Annotated in this window: 15 protein-coding genes; 11 read left to right on the forward strand and 4 right to left on the reverse strand. The window is 72.2% G+C overall.

Going from position 1 to position 14,022, the window contains the following annotated elements; all coding sequences use genetic code 11:
• The first annotated feature begins 5 nt into the window (after window positions 1-5).
• Both OG259_RS20390 and OG259_RS20395 read left to right on the forward strand, forming a co-directional pair.
• Window positions 6-923: an alpha/beta fold hydrolase gene (locus OG259_RS20390; RefSeq protein ID WP_328943574.1), complete on the forward strand. Its 918-nt coding sequence runs from the start codon at window positions 6-8 to the stop codon at window positions 921-923.
• A gap of 16 nt (window positions 924-939) precedes the next feature.
• Window positions 940-2,232, forward strand: coding sequence for a winged helix DNA-binding domain-containing protein (locus OG259_RS20395; RefSeq protein ID WP_328943575.1), 1,293 nt, complete (start codon window positions 940-942; stop codon window positions 2,230-2,232).
• Between the two features lie 15 nt (window positions 2,233-2,247).
• Here OG259_RS20395 and OG259_RS20400 read toward each other — a convergent pair whose 3' ends face one another.
• Entirely contained in the window at window positions 2,248-2,877 is a 630-nt protein-coding gene (locus OG259_RS20400; protein WP_328943576.1) for a MarC family protein, read from the reverse strand.
• A 159-nt stretch (window positions 2,878-3,036) separates the two neighbouring features.
• Here OG259_RS20400 and OG259_RS20405 point away from each other — a divergent pair, with 159 nt between their 5' ends.
• Together OG259_RS20405 and OG259_RS20410 are read left to right on the forward strand one after the other, a co-directional pair.
• A complete protein-coding gene (locus OG259_RS20405; protein ID WP_328943577.1) occupies window positions 3,037-3,453 on the forward strand; it encodes a YciI family protein in 417 nt (138 codons plus the stop codon).
• Between the two features lie 91 nt (window positions 3,454-3,544).
• On the forward strand, window positions 3,545-4,087 hold the full coding sequence (locus tag OG259_RS20410) for a GNAT family N-acetyltransferase (protein WP_328943578.1): 543 nt from the start codon (window positions 3,545-3,547) through the stop codon (window positions 4,085-4,087).
• A 97-nt stretch (window positions 4,088-4,184) separates the two neighbouring features.
• Here the strand turns inward: OG259_RS20410 and OG259_RS20415 are convergent, their stop codons facing one another.
• On the reverse strand, window positions 4,185-5,654 hold the full coding sequence (locus OG259_RS20415) for an MFS transporter (RefSeq protein WP_328943579.1): 1,470 nt from the start codon (window positions 5,652-5,654) through the stop codon (window positions 4,185-4,187).
• A gap of 64 nt (window positions 5,655-5,718) precedes the next feature.
• On the opposite strand from OG259_RS20415, the gene OG259_RS20420 reads away from it, so the two are divergent.
• Window positions 5,719-6,480, forward strand: coding sequence for a TetR/AcrR family transcriptional regulator (locus OG259_RS20420; RefSeq protein WP_328943580.1), 762 nt, complete (start codon window positions 5,719-5,721; stop codon window positions 6,478-6,480).
• A gap of 79 nt (window positions 6,481-6,559) precedes the next feature.
• Entirely contained in the window at window positions 6,560-6,847 is a 288-nt protein-coding gene (locus OG259_RS20425) for a metal-sensitive transcriptional regulator (RefSeq protein ID WP_266894376.1), read from the forward strand.
• Window positions 6,848-6,929: 82 nt separating this feature from the next.
• On the opposite strand, the gene wrbA is transcribed toward OG259_RS20425, so the two are convergent.
• On the reverse strand, window positions 6,930-7,538 hold the full coding sequence (gene wrbA, locus OG259_RS20430; protein ID WP_328943581.1) for an NAD(P)H:quinone oxidoreductase: 609 nt from the start codon (window positions 7,536-7,538) through the stop codon (window positions 6,930-6,932).
• Window positions 7,539-7,717: 179 nt separating this feature from the next.
• Between wrbA and OG259_RS20435 the strand changes: the two genes are divergently transcribed.
• On the forward strand, window positions 7,718-8,356 hold the full coding sequence (locus OG259_RS20435) for a TetR/AcrR family transcriptional regulator (protein ID WP_328943582.1): 639 nt from the start codon (window positions 7,718-7,720) through the stop codon (window positions 8,354-8,356).
• Between the two features lie 65 nt (window positions 8,357-8,421).
• On the opposite strand, the gene OG259_RS20440 is transcribed toward OG259_RS20435, so the two are convergent.
• Window positions 8,422-9,207: a TetR/AcrR family transcriptional regulator C-terminal domain-containing protein gene (locus tag OG259_RS20440; protein ID WP_328943583.1), complete on the reverse strand. Its 786-nt coding sequence runs from the start codon at window positions 9,205-9,207 to the stop codon at window positions 8,422-8,424.
• A gap of 99 nt (window positions 9,208-9,306) precedes the next feature.
• On the opposite strand from OG259_RS20440, the gene OG259_RS20445 reads away from it, so the two are divergent.
• The 4 genes from OG259_RS20445 to OG259_RS20460 all read left to right on the forward strand — a co-directional run bounded on the left by OG259_RS20445 (window position 9,307) and on the right by OG259_RS20460 (window position 13,962).
• Complete coding sequence (locus tag OG259_RS20445; protein WP_328943584.1) at window positions 9,307-11,589, forward strand: excinuclease ABC subunit UvrA; 2,283 nt, start codon at window positions 9,307-9,309, stop codon at window positions 11,587-11,589.
• A gap of 77 nt (window positions 11,590-11,666) precedes the next feature.
• Window positions 11,667-12,227: an RBBP9/YdeN family alpha/beta hydrolase gene (locus OG259_RS20450; protein ID WP_328943585.1), complete on the forward strand. Its 561-nt coding sequence runs from the start codon at window positions 11,667-11,669 to the stop codon at window positions 12,225-12,227.
• 10 nt (window positions 12,228-12,237) lie between these two features.
• On the forward strand, window positions 12,238-13,266 hold the full coding sequence (locus tag OG259_RS20455) for an alpha/beta fold hydrolase (RefSeq protein ID WP_328943586.1): 1,029 nt from the start codon (window positions 12,238-12,240) through the stop codon (window positions 13,264-13,266).
• 42 nt (window positions 13,267-13,308) lie between these two features.
• Complete coding sequence (locus OG259_RS20460) at window positions 13,309-13,962, forward strand: HhH-GPD-type base excision DNA repair protein (protein ID WP_328943587.1); 654 nt, start codon at window positions 13,309-13,311, stop codon at window positions 13,960-13,962.
• Window positions 13,963-14,022 lie beyond the last annotated feature (60 nt).

A 14,022-nucleotide genomic window follows, 5' to 3' on the forward strand; every position in this document is an offset into this window, starting at 1 on the left:
AAATCATGGCCACCGTCACCGTCGGCACCGCCCGCGTCCACTACGACGTCGAGGGCTCGGGCGCCGGGCCCGCCCTGCTCCTCGTCCACGGCACCGGTTCCGGTGGCGCCGTCGTCAACTGGGGGCAGACCGCGCCCCGCTTCACCTCCGGCCGTACGGTCATCACCCTGGACCTGTCCGGCGCCGACCGGACCGTCGACGACGGCGGTCCGCTGACCGTCGAGTCGCTCGCCGCGCAGGTGATCGCGGTGATCGAGGACGCCGGCACCGGGCCCGTCGACCTGCTCGGGTTCTCCATGGGCTCCCCGGTCTCGGCGACCGTCGCCGCCCTCCGTCCCGACCTGGTCAACCGTCTCGTCCTGGTCGCGGGGTGGGCGTACACCGACGGCGACGAGTACCTGCGGAACCTGTTCACGCTCTGGCAGCGGCTCGGGGAGTTCGACCCGGCGGGGTTCGGGCGGAGCGTGACGATGACCGGGTTCAGCCGCGGCTTCCTCAACTCGATCGGCCGCGAGGGGGTCGAGGCGCTCATCCCGAACATGCCGCCCACTCCGGGCACCCTGCGGCACGTGGCGCTCGACCTGGAGGTCGACATCCGCGCGCTGCTGCCCGGGATCACGGCACGGACGCTGGTGGTGGGTTGCGCGCAGGACGCCACCGTCCCGGTGGAGAACAGCCGGGAGCTGCACGCGGCGATCGGCGGCAGCTCGTACGCGGAGATCGACGCCGGTCATGTCGTCTTCTTCGAGAAGGAGGACGAGTTCGTGAGGACGGTGACGGACTTCCTCGACTCGGGCGTCGGCTCCGAGGGCCTCGGCTCCGAGGGCCTCGGGTCCGAGGGCCTCGGGTCGGATGTCCTCGGGTCGGATGTCCTCGGGTCGGTTGTCCTCGGGTCGGATGTCCTCGTGTCCGCCGGTGCCTGAGGTCATCCTTGACCGCATGGGTGAGACGAGGGCGAGGACGATCGGGGCCGCCGAGCGCAGGGCGCGGCTCGGAGTGCGGCACCGGCTGGCGCGGGGCGCGCGGGCCGGGTCGGCGGAGGAGGTCGCGGGCTCGCTCGTGGCACTGCACGGGACGGACCCGGCGAGTGTGTTCCTCGCGGTGGGGGCGCGGCTGACCGAGAAGGTCGGGCCGGTGGCGGACGTCGAGCGGGCGCTGTACGAGGACCGGTCGCTGGTCCGGATGCACGGCATGCGGCACACGGTCTTCGTCTTCCCCTCCGCGCTGGCCCCCGCCGTACAGGCCTCGACGACCGGACCGGCCGCGGTCCGCGAACGCACCACGCTCCTCAAGCACTTGGCGGACGGCAGCACCTTCGACGCGGAGTGGCTGGCGGAGACCGAGCGGCTCGTTCTGGCCGAGCTGGCCGTGCGGGGCGAGGCCACCGGAACCGAACTCGGTGGAGCGGTACCGCGGTTGAGATCGACGTATGTGTACGGGAAGGGCACCCGCCAGGAGGGTGTCCAGTCCGTCGCGAGCCGGGTGCTGCGGGTGCTCGGCATGGAGGGGCGGATCGTACGGGGCCGGCCGCAGGGCACCTGGACGTCGAGCCGGTTTCGCTGGGCGCCCGCTGTTCCCCACTCCGCTTCCGACTCCGTTCTCGATCCGGCGGAGGCGCGGGCGGAGCTGATCCGGGGGTGGCTCGGGGCGTGCGGGCCGGCGACCGAGGCGGATCTGAAGTGGTGGACGGGGTGGAAGGTGACGGATGTCCGCGGGGCGCTCGCCGCCGTCGGGGCGGTGCCGGTGACGCTCGACGAGGGGACCGGGTACGTCCTGCCGGACGACCTCGACCCCGTGACGGACCGGGATCCGGGTCCTTGGGCGGCGTTGCTGCCCGCGCTCGATCCGACGCCGATGGGGTGGCAGGCCCGGGACTGGTACCTGGACCCGGAGCACCGGGCGGCGCTGTACGACCGCAGCGGGAACATCGGGCCGACGGTGTGGTGGGACGGCCGGATCGTCGGCGGCTGGGCGCAGCGCCCGGACGGCGAGATCGTCCACCGGCTCCTGACGGACGTGGGGGCGGCGGCGGAGCGGGCGATCGGGGCGGAGACGGAGCGGCTGGCGGGCTGGATCGGGGGCGGGGTCGGGGGCGGGGTCGGGGTCGGGTCCCCTTCCGATTCCGGGTCTCCTTCCGATTCCGGGGCCGAAGCCGGCTCCGATTCCGGGGCCGGGGGCGTACGGGTGACGCCTCGTTTCCGTACGCCGCTGGAGCGCGAGCTGAGCGGCTGATCGCGTCCCGGCGGCTCAGTGGCGCAGGTACAGGCCCGGGACGCCCAGGTCGGAGAGGCCGTCGAGGACCAGGTCGACGCCGACGGCGGCGAGCAGCAGGCCCAGGAGACGGCCGAGGAGCTCGATCGTGGCGTGGTGGGTGCGGCGCAGGACGCGGGCGAGGAGCAGGACGCAGATCAGGTCGAGCGCGATGACGGACACGTACGAGCCGACGACGGTCGAGCGCCAGGTGAAGGAGTTGCGGGCGGCCGCCTCGATGAGCACGGCGGTCATGGCGAGCGGGCTCACGACGTACGGCATGAGCAGGTCGCGCACGCCGCTGACCAGGTCGGGGGCGTCCTGGTGGGTGGTGCTGGAGCCGAGGTGGAGACCGAGGACGAGCCCGACGGCGTAGACGAAGAAGATGAGGCCGCCCGCGAGCTGGAGCGCGGGGGTGCTGATGTGGAAGACGTTCAGCAGCCAGGGGGCGGTGATGCCGACGACCAGGCCCACGAGGACGGCCGCGCCCGAGGAGATCAGGGCGATGGTCCGCAGCTGGCTCACGGAGTGGACCTGGGCGAGGCCGGCGAAGGCGAGGAGGACCTTCGGGGGGCCGACGACGGAGAAGAAGGTGATGAAGGCGGCGGAGTAGCTGAAGGCGTTCACACCGGAATCATGGTGCGGGCGGGTGATTTCTCCCGGTTCTGCGGCTGCTGTCCGCGCGGTGTCGAGAACCGGTCCTCGGCTCCGACTGTGCTGCGAGAGGCGGTACGGAGTACCGCAGCACCCCCCAGGAAGCAGAGAACGAGACGCGAGGAGGACGTCATGAAGTATCTGGTGATGGTGCAGGGCAGCCAGGCCGACTACGAGGCCATGGTGGGCCGCCCCACCGACAGCAGCCCCGCCTGGACCAAGGCCGACCTCACGGCGATGTTCGCGCACATGAACGCGATCAACGAGGAACTGACGGCGAACGGCGAGATGATCGACGGCCAGGGCCTCACCGCCCCGTCCTCGACCCGGTTCGTGACCGTGGACGGCGACGGCAAGCCGGTCGTCACCGACGGCCCCTACGCGGAGACGAAGGAGGTCATCGCCGGCTACTGGCTGCTGGACTGCGCCTCTCTGGAACGCGTCACGGAAATCGCCGCCCAGGTGGCCCGCTGCCCCCAGCCGGCCGGCGCCCCGGAGTACGCGGTGGTCGTCCGCCAGGTCGACGAGAGGGGCCCGAGCCAGGACTGACGGGTCCGAGCCAGGACCGGCCGGCCCGCGCCAGGACTCACCCGCTCCCTCGCACCCGGCACTGTCCGTGTCGGGTGCGAGGATCGCCCGCGTGGATATCGGAACACTCGACATACGACAGGTCACGGCTCCGGAGGACGTCTCCCCCGAGCTGCGGCACGAACTCGTCGACTGTTGGATCGAGGTGACCAACGCCGGTGGTGCGGCCGGTTTCCCCTTCCCTCCCATCGACGCGCGCCTGGCCGCCCCCGCGGTCGACTCCCTCGTCGCGGGCCTTGCCCCGGGGACGAGCCGCCTCGTGGTCGCCTCGCTCGACGACGAACTCGTCGGGTGGCTGAACGTCCGCCGCGACCCCTTCGAACTCATCGCGCACTGGGGGACGCTGCACCATGTCCAGACGCGGACGGGTCTGCGGGGCCTCGGCATCGGGGCCGCTCTCCTGCGTCGCGTACGGGAGATCGCCCGCGACGAGATGGGTCTTGAGCAGCTCCGTCTCGCCGCGCGCGGCGGCGTCGGCCTGGAGACGTTCTACGGACGCCTCGGCTGGAAGGAGATCGGCCGTTGGCCGGGCGCCCTTCGCCTGGCCCCCGGGGACGATCGGGACGAGGTCCTGATGGTCCTGGCCCCGCTCTGACCTCGGTCGGCCTCGTGCCCCGGTCGGCCTCGTGCCCCGGTCGGCCTCCTGCCCCGGTCGGCTCGTGGCGCAGTCGCCTCGTGCCGCGGTCGGCCGCTCAGTGCATCCCGTGCGGGCCGCCCGTCAGGTGGGGGCGGCCTCGGGGGATGAGGAACGGGGCGGCCAGGGCTGTGGCTGCCGCGGTGAGGGTGCAGAGGGTGTAGGCGAGGGTGAGGCCGTCGGGGGTGGGGGTCGTGGCGGTCAGTGCGACGGTGGAGACGGTCGCCACGCCGATGGAGCCGCCCAGCTCGTGGAAGGTGTTCACGATGCCGGAGGCGAGGCCCGCCTCGTGCGGGGCGATCAGGCCCAGGGCCGTGGTCGTCGCCGAGACGAAGACCGCGCCGAGGCCGAACGCCGCCGTCGCCAGGGCCGGGAGGAGAGTGGTCCACGGGCCGGAGTCGGGGCTGAGGAACACCAGCGGCAGGCAGCCCAGGGCCGCGATCGTCAGGCCGCCCGTCGCGCAGGCGCGCGGGCCCGCCGTGGCCACCAGCCGCGAGCCCAGGTGGGCGCCGATCGCCGTGGTGAGTGCCACCGGGAGGAAGAGCAGGCCGGTGCGGAGGGCGTCGAGGTGGTGGACGTGCTGGAGCTGCATCGAGCCCAGGAAGAAGAACGAGATCAGGAGCGCCGTCGCCACCAGCATGAGCAGCGAGCCCGCGACGACCGGTCGCCGGGTGAACATCCGCAGGTCCATCAGTGGCGTGCGGGCCCTTCGCTCGGCCGCCGCGAAAGCCCCGTAGAGCACGAGCGCCCCCAGGAGGGGCAGCAGGGTCGCCGTCGACGTCCAGCCGGAGTCGCCCGCCGTGACCAGGGCGTAGACGAGTGCGCCGGTCGCCGTCGTGACGAGCAGGGCTCCCGGGATGTCCAGGCCGCCCACCGTGGTGCGCTTCGCCGTCGCCGGTACGAACCTCGGGAGGGTCGCCAGGACCGCGAGGCCCACCGGGACGTTGACGTAGAAGATCCACGGCCAGCCCGGGCCCGAGGCGAGCGCGCCGCCGAGCAGGACGCCCACCGCCGAGCCCGTACCGCCGATGGCTGCCCAGACGCCGAGCGCCCTGGGCCTTTCGCGGCCGTGGAACATCGTCGTGACCAGGGCGAGTGCCGCCGGGGAGAGCAGCGCGGCGCCGATGCCCTGGGCGATGCGGCCGCCGAGCAGGACGCCGGCGTTCGGCGCGAGGCCGCACGTCAGGGACGCGGCGGTGAAGAGGGCCAGTCCGGTGAGGAGCACGCGGCGCGCTCCGAGGGCGTCGGCGAGCCGTCCGCCGAGCAGCATCAGCCCGCCGAAGCAGAGCGTGTACGCGGTGACGACCCAGGTCAGAGCGGTGCGTCCGAGGTCGAGGTCGGTGGCGAGCGCCGGTAGGGCGACGTTCACCACCGTCACGTCGAGGACCAGCATGAACTGGGCCGCGCAGATCAGCGCAAGGGCCTTCCAGCGGCGCGGGTCGGGCTGCGGGTGGTCAGGGGCAGGGGCCTCGGAGTGGGCCTCGGAGTGGGCGTGGGCAGGGGAGGGTGCGGTGTCGTCGGTGGGCATAACTGAACTGTACGGCACAGTACAGTTGAACTCAACAGTACAGTTCCGTTGGTAGGGTGGAGCCATGGACGCCCAGCCCGCACCGGCCGCCAAGCCCGCCCCCACCGGCCCCCGCGCCGCCCGCAAGCGGCAGGCCGTCGTACGGGCCGCGCGCGACCTCTTCCTCCGCGAGGGCTTCGGCGTCGGCATGGACGCCATCGCCGCCGAGGCGGGCGTCTCCAAGGTCACCGTCTACAACCACTTCGGCAGCAAGGAAGCCCTCTTCACCGCCGTGGTCGCGGGTGTCCTCGACGAGCCCCTGGCCGGTGACGGACAGACGGCGGGTGACGGACAGACCGGCGGGCCCGATCTCGCGCGGCTCGTCGAAGCCGACGGGCCCGACCGGCTCAAGGCCGCGCTCGTCGAGGCCGGTCGCGCCTGGGGGCGGGCCGTCCGCGCCGACGCCGAGGGCCGCGCCCTGCGCACCCTCGTCGCCACCGAGCTCCACCGCTTCCCCGAGCTGGGCCGCGCCTGGCGCGCACACGGCCCGGCCGGCCACCACCCCGCCGTCGCGGACGCCCTGCGCACCCTCGCCGACCGCGGGCTCCTCGACATTCCCGACCTGGAGGTCGCCGTCCTCCAGCTCTACTCGCTGCTCGTCTTCCCGCAGATGGTGTTCGAGCAGTACGGGACGGAGCTCGGCGAGGAACTGGGCGAGCGGCTCGTCGTGGACGGGGTGGAGATGTTCCTCCGCCGGTACGCCGCCGCCCCCGCGCCCGCGCCCACTCCTGCTTCGGCAGCCGCCCCCGCGCCCGCCTCCCCGCCCGCTTCCGAGCCCGCACCCTGACACAGGTGTCATCCTTGGTCTTCGACGGAGCCCCGCGCGGGGAGTAAATTACCCCCTGGGGTATCTGTGAGGAGTGGCTGTGGAACTGGATCTCGCTGGTGCGGAGCTCAAGGCGGTACTGAACCGGCTGCGCCGGGCCCAGGGCCAGATCTCGGGCGTGATCCGCATGATCGAGGAAGGCCGGGACTGCGAGGAGGTCGTGACCCAGCTGGCCGCCGCCTCCCGGGCCCTCGACCGAGCCGGGTTCGCGATCATCGCGACCGGACTCCAGCAGTGCCTGACCGACGTCGAGGACGCCCGCCGGAACGGTGAGGACCGTGACGCGATGCGGAAGCGACTGGAGAAGCTCTTCCTGTCGCTGGCGTAGGCCCGCCGGCACCTCAGAACCGCCGGACACACGTACCCCCGGGGGAGATCCCCCGGGGGTACGGCTCGTCTCCGGGCACCCGTCAGTCGACCGCGAGGCCCTTCAGGCGCTTCGCGAACGTCGTCAGGCGCCGCCCCTGGTAGCGGGCGGCCGCGAGGACGTTCTCCTCCGGGGCGCCGTTCGCACCCGGGTGCGCCGTGCCGTACGGGTTGCCGCCCGCCGCGTAGACCGCCGGGTCGGTGAAGCCGGGGGAGACGATGACCGAGCCCCAGTGGTGGAAGGTGTTGTAGAGCGCGAGCAGCGTCGACTCGTTGCCGCCGTGCAGGTTGTGCGCGCTGGTGAAGGCCGTCGCGGGCTTGTCCGCCATGACGCCCTGCTGCCAGAGGCCGCCCGTGGTGTCGATGTACTGCTTGAGCTGCGCGGCCACGTTGCCGAAGCGGGTCGGGGAGCCGAGCGCGTACGCGTCCGCCCACTCCAGGTCCTCAAGGGTGGCGACCTCCACGTCACCGGTGGCGTCCACATGCGCGCGCCAGGCCGGGTTCGAGTCGATCGCGGCGGCGGGGGCGAGCTCGGGCACCCGGCGCAGACGCACCTCGGCACCGGCCTTCTCGGCGCCTTCGGCGACGGCCTGGGCGAGCTGGTGGACGCTACCCGTGGCCGAGTAGTAGATGACGGCGACCTTCACGGACATGGCGATCTCCTCAACCGGATCAGTTTCCGTTTCAATGCTTCGAGGTTAAGCGGATCCCTATCCGGTTCGCAAGGGGCACGGGTATGCTCACATCGAGGGCTACCGGAAGGGGGAGACGGGGCGCGAACGAGCCACAGCGCGCGCAGGCGGCGCACGCACCAAGGACAGGGAGTCGGCAGATGAGCACGGAGAATCCGCAGGCCGGAGGCACGGCGGCCGCGCCGCTGCTCGGACTGCTCCCCACCGTCGACGCCCCCGCGCCGGAACGCGCCGACGCGGCCCGCAACCGCCGCAAGATCCTCGACGCGGCGGCCCGGATCATCGCCGAGGACGGCCCCGAGGCCGTCACCATGAACCAGGTCGCCCACGCCAGCGGCATCGGCGTCGGCACCGTCTACCGTCGCTTCGGCGACGTCTCCCAGCTCCTGTGGGCGCTCCTCGACGACCGCGAGCGCCAGTTCCAGGAGGCGTACATGAGCGGCCCGCCGCCGCTCGGACCCGGCGCCCCGGCCGAGGTGCGGCTCGACGCCTTCCTCGACGCGCTCGTCGACCGCGTCGGCGAGCAGCGCTCGCTCCTGCTCGCCGCGCACACCGCCGCACCCCGCGCCCGCTACCACAGCGGCGCGTACCGGGTGATGCACACCCATGTGGCCCTGCTCATCGGACGGCTCAAGCCCGGGTCCGACAGCACGCTCCTCGCGCACCTGCTGCTCTCGTCGTTCTCGCCGGACGTCATGCACCACCTGGCCGTCGAGCAGGAACTGTCGGCCGATCGCCTCAAGGCGGGGGTACGGGAACTGCTCCGACTGCGGGCCTGAAGGCGGGGGCACGGAGACTTCTCCCGGCTGCGGGCTGAAGGCTGCCGGCCCGAGGTCAGATCGCTCTAGACGGCGCGCGAGCCCAGCGCCACCAGCCCGTCCAGCACCCGCGCCAGACCGAAGCGGTACGCGTGTTCCGCGTCGTACAGCCCGTCGTACGCGATCGCCGCCGCCTCCCCCACCCGCCGCGCCAGCGGGAACCGCGACTCGTCCAACGCCCGGGCGAGCAGCGGCTCGTGGGCCTCCCACCACTCCCCGTCCGACATCGCGCTCTCCCGCTCCTCGGCCCGCGCGTCGAGCTCCGCCCGCGCGCCGGACTGCACGAAACCGAGGACGTACGTCAGCGCCGAGTCACGGGCCACGTCGTCGAGGCCGAGCCCCTCGAAGGCCGCGAGCTCGTACTCGTACTTGGTCATCACGCCGGGCCCCAACGGGGCGCGCACGATGCGGAGTTCGACCAGCCACGGGTGGCGCAGGTGCAGGGCCCGGTTCGCGTCCGCGACCGCGGTGACGCGGGCCCGCCAGGGCTCGTCGAGGCGGAACGGCGGCCGGTCCATCCGCAGGAAGACGCTGTCCAGCATGAGGTCGAGGAGCTCCGCCTTGCCGGGGACGTAGGTGTAGAGCGTCATCGGGGTCACTCCGAGGTGCTGGGCCACCGCGCGCATGGTCAGCGCGGCGAGCCCGCCGCCGTCCGCGAGGGCGAGGGCGGCCTCGACGACCGCGTCGACCGTGAGGCCCTGCCGGGGGCCGCGGCGCCCCGCCGGAGCGGCCGAGCCGTCGCGCCAGAGGAGTTCCAGGGTGCGCGCCGGGTCGCCCGCGCCGCTGCTGTCGTTCCCCTTCGCCGCCACCATGTCGTTCCGTTCTCGCAGGTCAAACCGATATCGCCTTACTTTATACGCTGTATAGAGTACTCTTTCCCGGCCAGCAGGACGACCATCGGAGGCGCACGCATGAACCACCCGGTGAACCACCCCGTCGCAGCGGACAGCCACCACGTCATCCAGGTCCGCGGGGCCCGGGAGAACAACCTCAGGAACGTCGACGTCGACCTCCCCAAGCGCCGCCTCACCGTCTTCACCGGGGTCTCCGGCTCCGGGAAGTCCTCCCTCGTCTTCGGCACCATCGCCGCCGAGTCGCAGCGGCTGATCAACGAGACGTACAGCGCCTTCCTGCAGTCCTTCATGCCGTCCCTCGCCCGCCCCGACGTCGACGGACTGCACAACCTGAGCGCCGCGATCGTCGTCGACCAGGAGCGGATGGGCGCCAACTCGCGCTCCACCGTGGGCACCGCCACCGACGCGTACACGATGCTGCGGATCGTCTTCAGCCGCCTCGGCACCCCCCACGTCGGCACCTCGGGCGCCTTCAGCTTCAACCTGCCCGAGGGCATGTGCCCGCGCTGCGAGGGCACCGGCCAGATCTCCGACATCGACGTCGACGAACTCGTCGACCGCACCAAGTCCCTCAACGAGGGCGCCATCACCGTGCCGGGCTACGCCGTCGACTCCTGGATGTGGCAGGTCATGGCCCACTCCGGTTTCTACGACCCCGACAAGAAGCTCGCGGACTTCACCGACCAGGAGTGGGAGGACTTCCTCCACAAGCCGTCCTGCAAGGTGAAGGTCGGCACCAACAACTTCACCTACGAGGGCCTCGTGGTGAAGCTCCAGCGGACCGTCCTCGCCAAGGACCGGGAGGCCATGCAGGCCCACATCCGCGCCTTCGTCGACCGGGCCGTCGGCTTCCGCACCTGCCCCGAGTGCGAGGGCGCCCGGCTCACCCGGGCCGCGCTGTCCTCCCGTATCGACGGGGTGAACATCGCCGAGTGCTCGGCGATGCAGATCAGCGACCTCGCCGCGTTCGTCCGCCGGATCGAGGACCCCTCGGTCGCCCCGCTCCTCGCCGGCCTGCGCGAACTCCTCGACTCGCTCGTCGAGATCGGCCTCGGCTACCTCTCCCTCGACCGGTCCTCCGGCACGCTCTCCGGCGGCGAGGCCCAGCGCGTGAAGATGGTCCGCCACCTCGGCTCCCCGCTGACCGACGTCACGTACGTGTTCGACGAGCCGACCACCGGGCTGCACCCGCACGACGTCCGGCGCATGAACGACCTGCTCCTGCGGCTGCGCGACAAGGGCAACACCGTACTCGTCGTCGAGCACAAGCCCGAGGTCATCGAGATCGCCGACCACGTCGTCGACCTCGGTCCGCGCGCCGGCACCGCGGGCGGCGAGATCTGTTACAGCGGAAACGTTCCCGGCCTGCGCACCTCCGGCACCCTCACCGGGAACCACCTCGCGCACCGGGCGAAGCTCCGCACGGAGGTACGCGTCCCCAGCGGCGCCCTGAGCATCACCGGCGCCACGCAGCACAACCTCAAGGACGTGAGCGTCGAGATCCCGTCCGGGGTCCTGACCGTGGTCACGGGTGTGGCGGGCTCCGGCAAGTCCTCCCTCATCCACGGCAACCTGCCGGGCCGCGAGGGGGTCGTCGTCGCCGACCAGTCCCCCATCCGGGGCTCGCGCCGCTCGAACCCGGCGACCTACACCGGGCTCCTCGGCCCGATCCGTACGGCCTTCGCCAAGGCCAACGGCGTCAAGCCGGCCCTCTTCAGCGCCAATTCGGAGGGCGCCTGCCCCCGCTGCAACGGCCTCGGGCTCGTCTACACCGACCTGGCCATCGCGGCGGGCGTCGCCTCGGTCTGCGAGGAGTGCGAGGGCAAGCGGTTCACGCCCGAGGTCCTCACGTACCGGCTGAACGGCAAGAACATCCACGAGGTCCTGTCGCTGTCGATCGAGGAGGCGTACGACTTCTTCACCACCAAGAGCCAGGCCCGCACGATCCTCGGCCGCCTCAAGGACGTCGGTCTCGGCTACCTCCGCCTCGGCCAGCCCCTCAACACGCTGTCCGGCGGCGAACGCCAGCGCCTCAAGCTCGCCATCCACATGGCGGAGAAGGGCGCCGTCTACGTCCTCGACGAGCCGACCACCGGCCTCCACCTGGCCGACGTCGACAAGCTCCTCGCCCTCCTCGACCGGCTCGTCGAGGCCGGCAACACGGTCGTCGTGATCGAGCACCACCAGGCCGTCATGGCCCACGCCGACTGGCTGATCGACCTCGGTCCGGGCGCAGGACACGACGGCGGCCTGATCGTCTTCGAGGGCACGCCCGCCGAACTGGTGGAGAAGGGAGACACCCTGACGGCCCGCCATCTGAGGGAGTACGTGGGCGGCTGAGCCGTCGCGGTGCGACCGGACGCCCGCTCCGTGGACGGTGGTGGACCGGGGCCGGGCATCGGCCGCAGGATCGTGGCATGACCACGTATCTGATCCTGCACGGTTACGAGAACCACCGCCCGCCCGGCCACTGGCAGCACTGGCTCGCCGGGGAGCTGCGGGCGCGCGGCCACGAGGTGCGCTACCCGCAGCTGCCCGAGCCGGACGCGCCCGTGCTCGCGGACTGGCTCGCCGCGCTCGACGAGCACGGGAAGCGGCCGGCCGAGGGCGAGTTCGTGGTCCTCGCGCACAGCCTGTCCGTGCTGCTGTGGCTGCGGGCGGGCGCCCGCAGGCCGCTCGCCGACCGGGTGCTGCTCGTCGCCCCGCCCTCGCCGCCGGTGACCGCCTCGATCCCCGGGATCGCCGCCTTCGCCGACGGGCTCGACCTGACCGAGCCGGGTCTCGACGCGCGCCTGGTGTACGGCGACGGCGACCCCTACTGCCCCGAGGGCGCCGACCTGCACTACGGCCTCCCGCTCGGCCTCGACGTGGACCTCGTACCGGACGGGAAGCACCTCAACCCCGATTCGGGGTACGGGGAGTGGCCCGCGCTCCTGGCATGGTGCGAGGACCCCACGGTGCGCATCAAGGGTCACTAAGCTCGACCGGATGTACTCCGACATCGCCGCACCGTACGACCAGGGCCTGCTCGACGTGGGCGACGGCAATCTCATCCATTGGGAGGTCTCCGGCAACCCGGAGGGCAAGCCCGCGCTCGTCGTCCACGGCGGGCCGGGCTCCGGGTCCTCGCCGCGCAGCCGCCGCTTCTTCGACCCGGAGGCGTACCGTCTGGTCCTCTTCGACCAGCGCGGTTGCGGCCGCTCCACCCCGCACGCGAGCGATCCGGCCGCCGACATGGCCGTGAACACCACCGCGCACCTGGTCGCGGACATGGAGCGGCTGCGCGAGCACCTCGGGATCGACCGCTGGCTGCTGTACGGCGGCTCCTGGGGCTCCACGCTGATCCTGGCGTACGCGGAGGCGTACCCGGAGAGGGTGACGGAGATCGTGATCGCGGCCGTGACGACCACCCGCCGCTCCGAGACGGCCTGGCTGTACGAGGGTGTGGGGCGGTTCTTCCCCGAGGCCCACGAGCGCTTCCGAGCGGGGGCCGAAGGGGCCTCGTTGGCCGACAGGGCCTCGGGGGCCGAAGGGGCCTCGGGGACCGACAGGGCCTCGGGCGCCGGCGGGGCTGCGACGAGCGACGGGGCCTCGGACCTCGTCGGCGCCTACGCCGCCCTCATGAACCACCCCGACCGGGCCGTCCGGGAGAAGGCCGCCGCCGACTGGTGCGCCTGGGAGGACGCGGTCCTCTCCATGGAGGGCCAGGGCACCCCTTACACCGACCGGGTCGACGACACCCGGCTCGGCTTCGTCCGGATCTGCTCGCACTACTTCGCGCACGGCGCCTGGCTGGAGGAGGGCGCCCTGATCCGCGACGCCCACCGGCTCGCCGGCATCCCCGGTGTCCTGATCCACGGCCGGCTCGACATGGGCGGGCCGCTCGGCACCGCCTGGGAGCTGTCCCGGGCCTGGCCGGACGCCCGGCTGCACGTGGTCGAGAGCGCCGGTCACCTGGGCGGCGAGGAGACCGGGAAGCTGATCCTCACCGCCCTGGACGACTTCGCGATGGGGTGAATCCACCGGGCGGGCGGCCCGCCAGGGCGGGATGATCGAGGCATGAGCCCCGTGTCCAAGAGCCCCGCCGCCGCCCCGTACCCGGAGATCCATCTCGCCCAGCAGGCGGAGGCCGACGCGCTGCTCGGCCGGTCGCCGCTGGCCGCGCTCGTCGGCATGCTCCTCGACCAGCAGGTCCCGATGGAGTGGGCGTTCTCCGGGCCGTACACCATCGCCTCGCGGCTGGGCGCGGACGATCTCGACGCGCACGAGATCGCCGCCCGGGACCCCGAGGAGTTCGCCGCGCTGCTCTCCGAGAAGCCGGCCGTTCACCGCTACCCGGGGTCGATGGCCCAGCGCGTACAGCAACTGTGCGCCTTCCTCGTCGAGGAGTACGGGGGCGATGCCGAGGCCGTCTGGGCGGACGCGGCGACCGGGAAGGAGCTGCTCGCGCGGCTCCAGGCGCTGCCCGGCTTCGGCAAACAGAAGGCGCAGATCTTCCTGGCGCTGCTCGGCAAGCAGTACGGCGTGCGGCCCGCGGGCTGGCGGGAGGCGGCGGGCGCGTACGGCGAGCAGGGCTCGTACCGTTCGGCCGCCGACATCACCGGCCCGGAGTCGCTGGCGAAGGTACGGGCGCACAAGCAGGAGATGAAGGCGGCGGCGAAAGCAGAGAAAGCCGCAAAAGCCACCAAGGATCAGAAACCGTCCGGGAATTGAAAATTCCAGATTTCAATCCTGCTCTACGTGACAGGAATTGTGGAGAAGGTGTTCACAGAA

It is taken from the genome of Streptomyces sp. NBC_00250, assembly GCF_036192275.1.
In the GTDB taxonomy this organism is placed as follows: Bacteria; Actinomycetota; Actinomycetes; order Streptomycetales; family Streptomycetaceae; genus Streptomyces.

Excerpts from the sequence above, each read along its gene's own strand:
- OG259_RS20390 (WP_328943574.1), top strand. The coding sequence starts at position 6 with ATGGCCACCGTCACCGTCGGCACCGCCCGCGTCCACTACGACGTCGAG.
- OG259_RS20420 (WP_328943580.1), top strand. The coding sequence starts at position 5,719 with ATGGACGCCCAGCCCGCACCGGCCGCCAAGCCCGCCCCCACCGGCCCC.
- OG259_RS20435 (WP_328943582.1), top strand. The coding sequence starts at position 7,718 with ATGAGCACGGAGAATCCGCAGGCCGGAGGCACGGCGGCCGCGCCGCTG.
- OG259_RS20450 (WP_328943585.1), top strand. The coding sequence starts at position 11,667 with ATGACCACGTATCTGATCCTGCACGGTTACGAGAACCACCGCCCGCCC.
- OG259_RS20415 (WP_328943579.1), bottom strand. The coding sequence starts at position 5,654 with ATGCCCACCGACGACACCGCACCCTCCCCTGCCCACGCCCACTCCGAG.
- OG259_RS20440 (WP_328943583.1), bottom strand. The coding sequence starts at position 9,207 with ATGGTGGCGGCGAAGGGGAACGACAGCAGCGGCGCGGGCGACCCGGCG.
- OG259_RS20405 (WP_328943577.1), top strand. The coding sequence starts at position 3,037 with ATGAAGTATCTGGTGATGGTGCAGGGCAGCCAGGCCGACTACGAGGCC.
- wrbA (WP_328943581.1), bottom strand. The coding sequence starts at position 7,538 with ATGTCCGTGAAGGTCGCCGTCATCTACTACTCGGCCACGGGTAGCGTC.
- OG259_RS20445 (WP_328943584.1), top strand. The coding sequence starts at position 9,307 with ATGAACCACCCGGTGAACCACCCCGTCGCAGCGGACAGCCACCACGTC.
- OG259_RS20455 (WP_328943586.1), top strand. The coding sequence starts at position 12,238 with ATGTACTCCGACATCGCCGCACCGTACGACCAGGGCCTGCTCGACGTG.
- OG259_RS20460 (WP_328943587.1), top strand. The coding sequence starts at position 13,309 with ATGAGCCCCGTGTCCAAGAGCCCCGCCGCCGCCCCGTACCCGGAGATC.
- OG259_RS20395 (WP_328943575.1), top strand. The coding sequence starts at position 940 with ATGGGTGAGACGAGGGCGAGGACGATCGGGGCCGCCGAGCGCAGGGCG.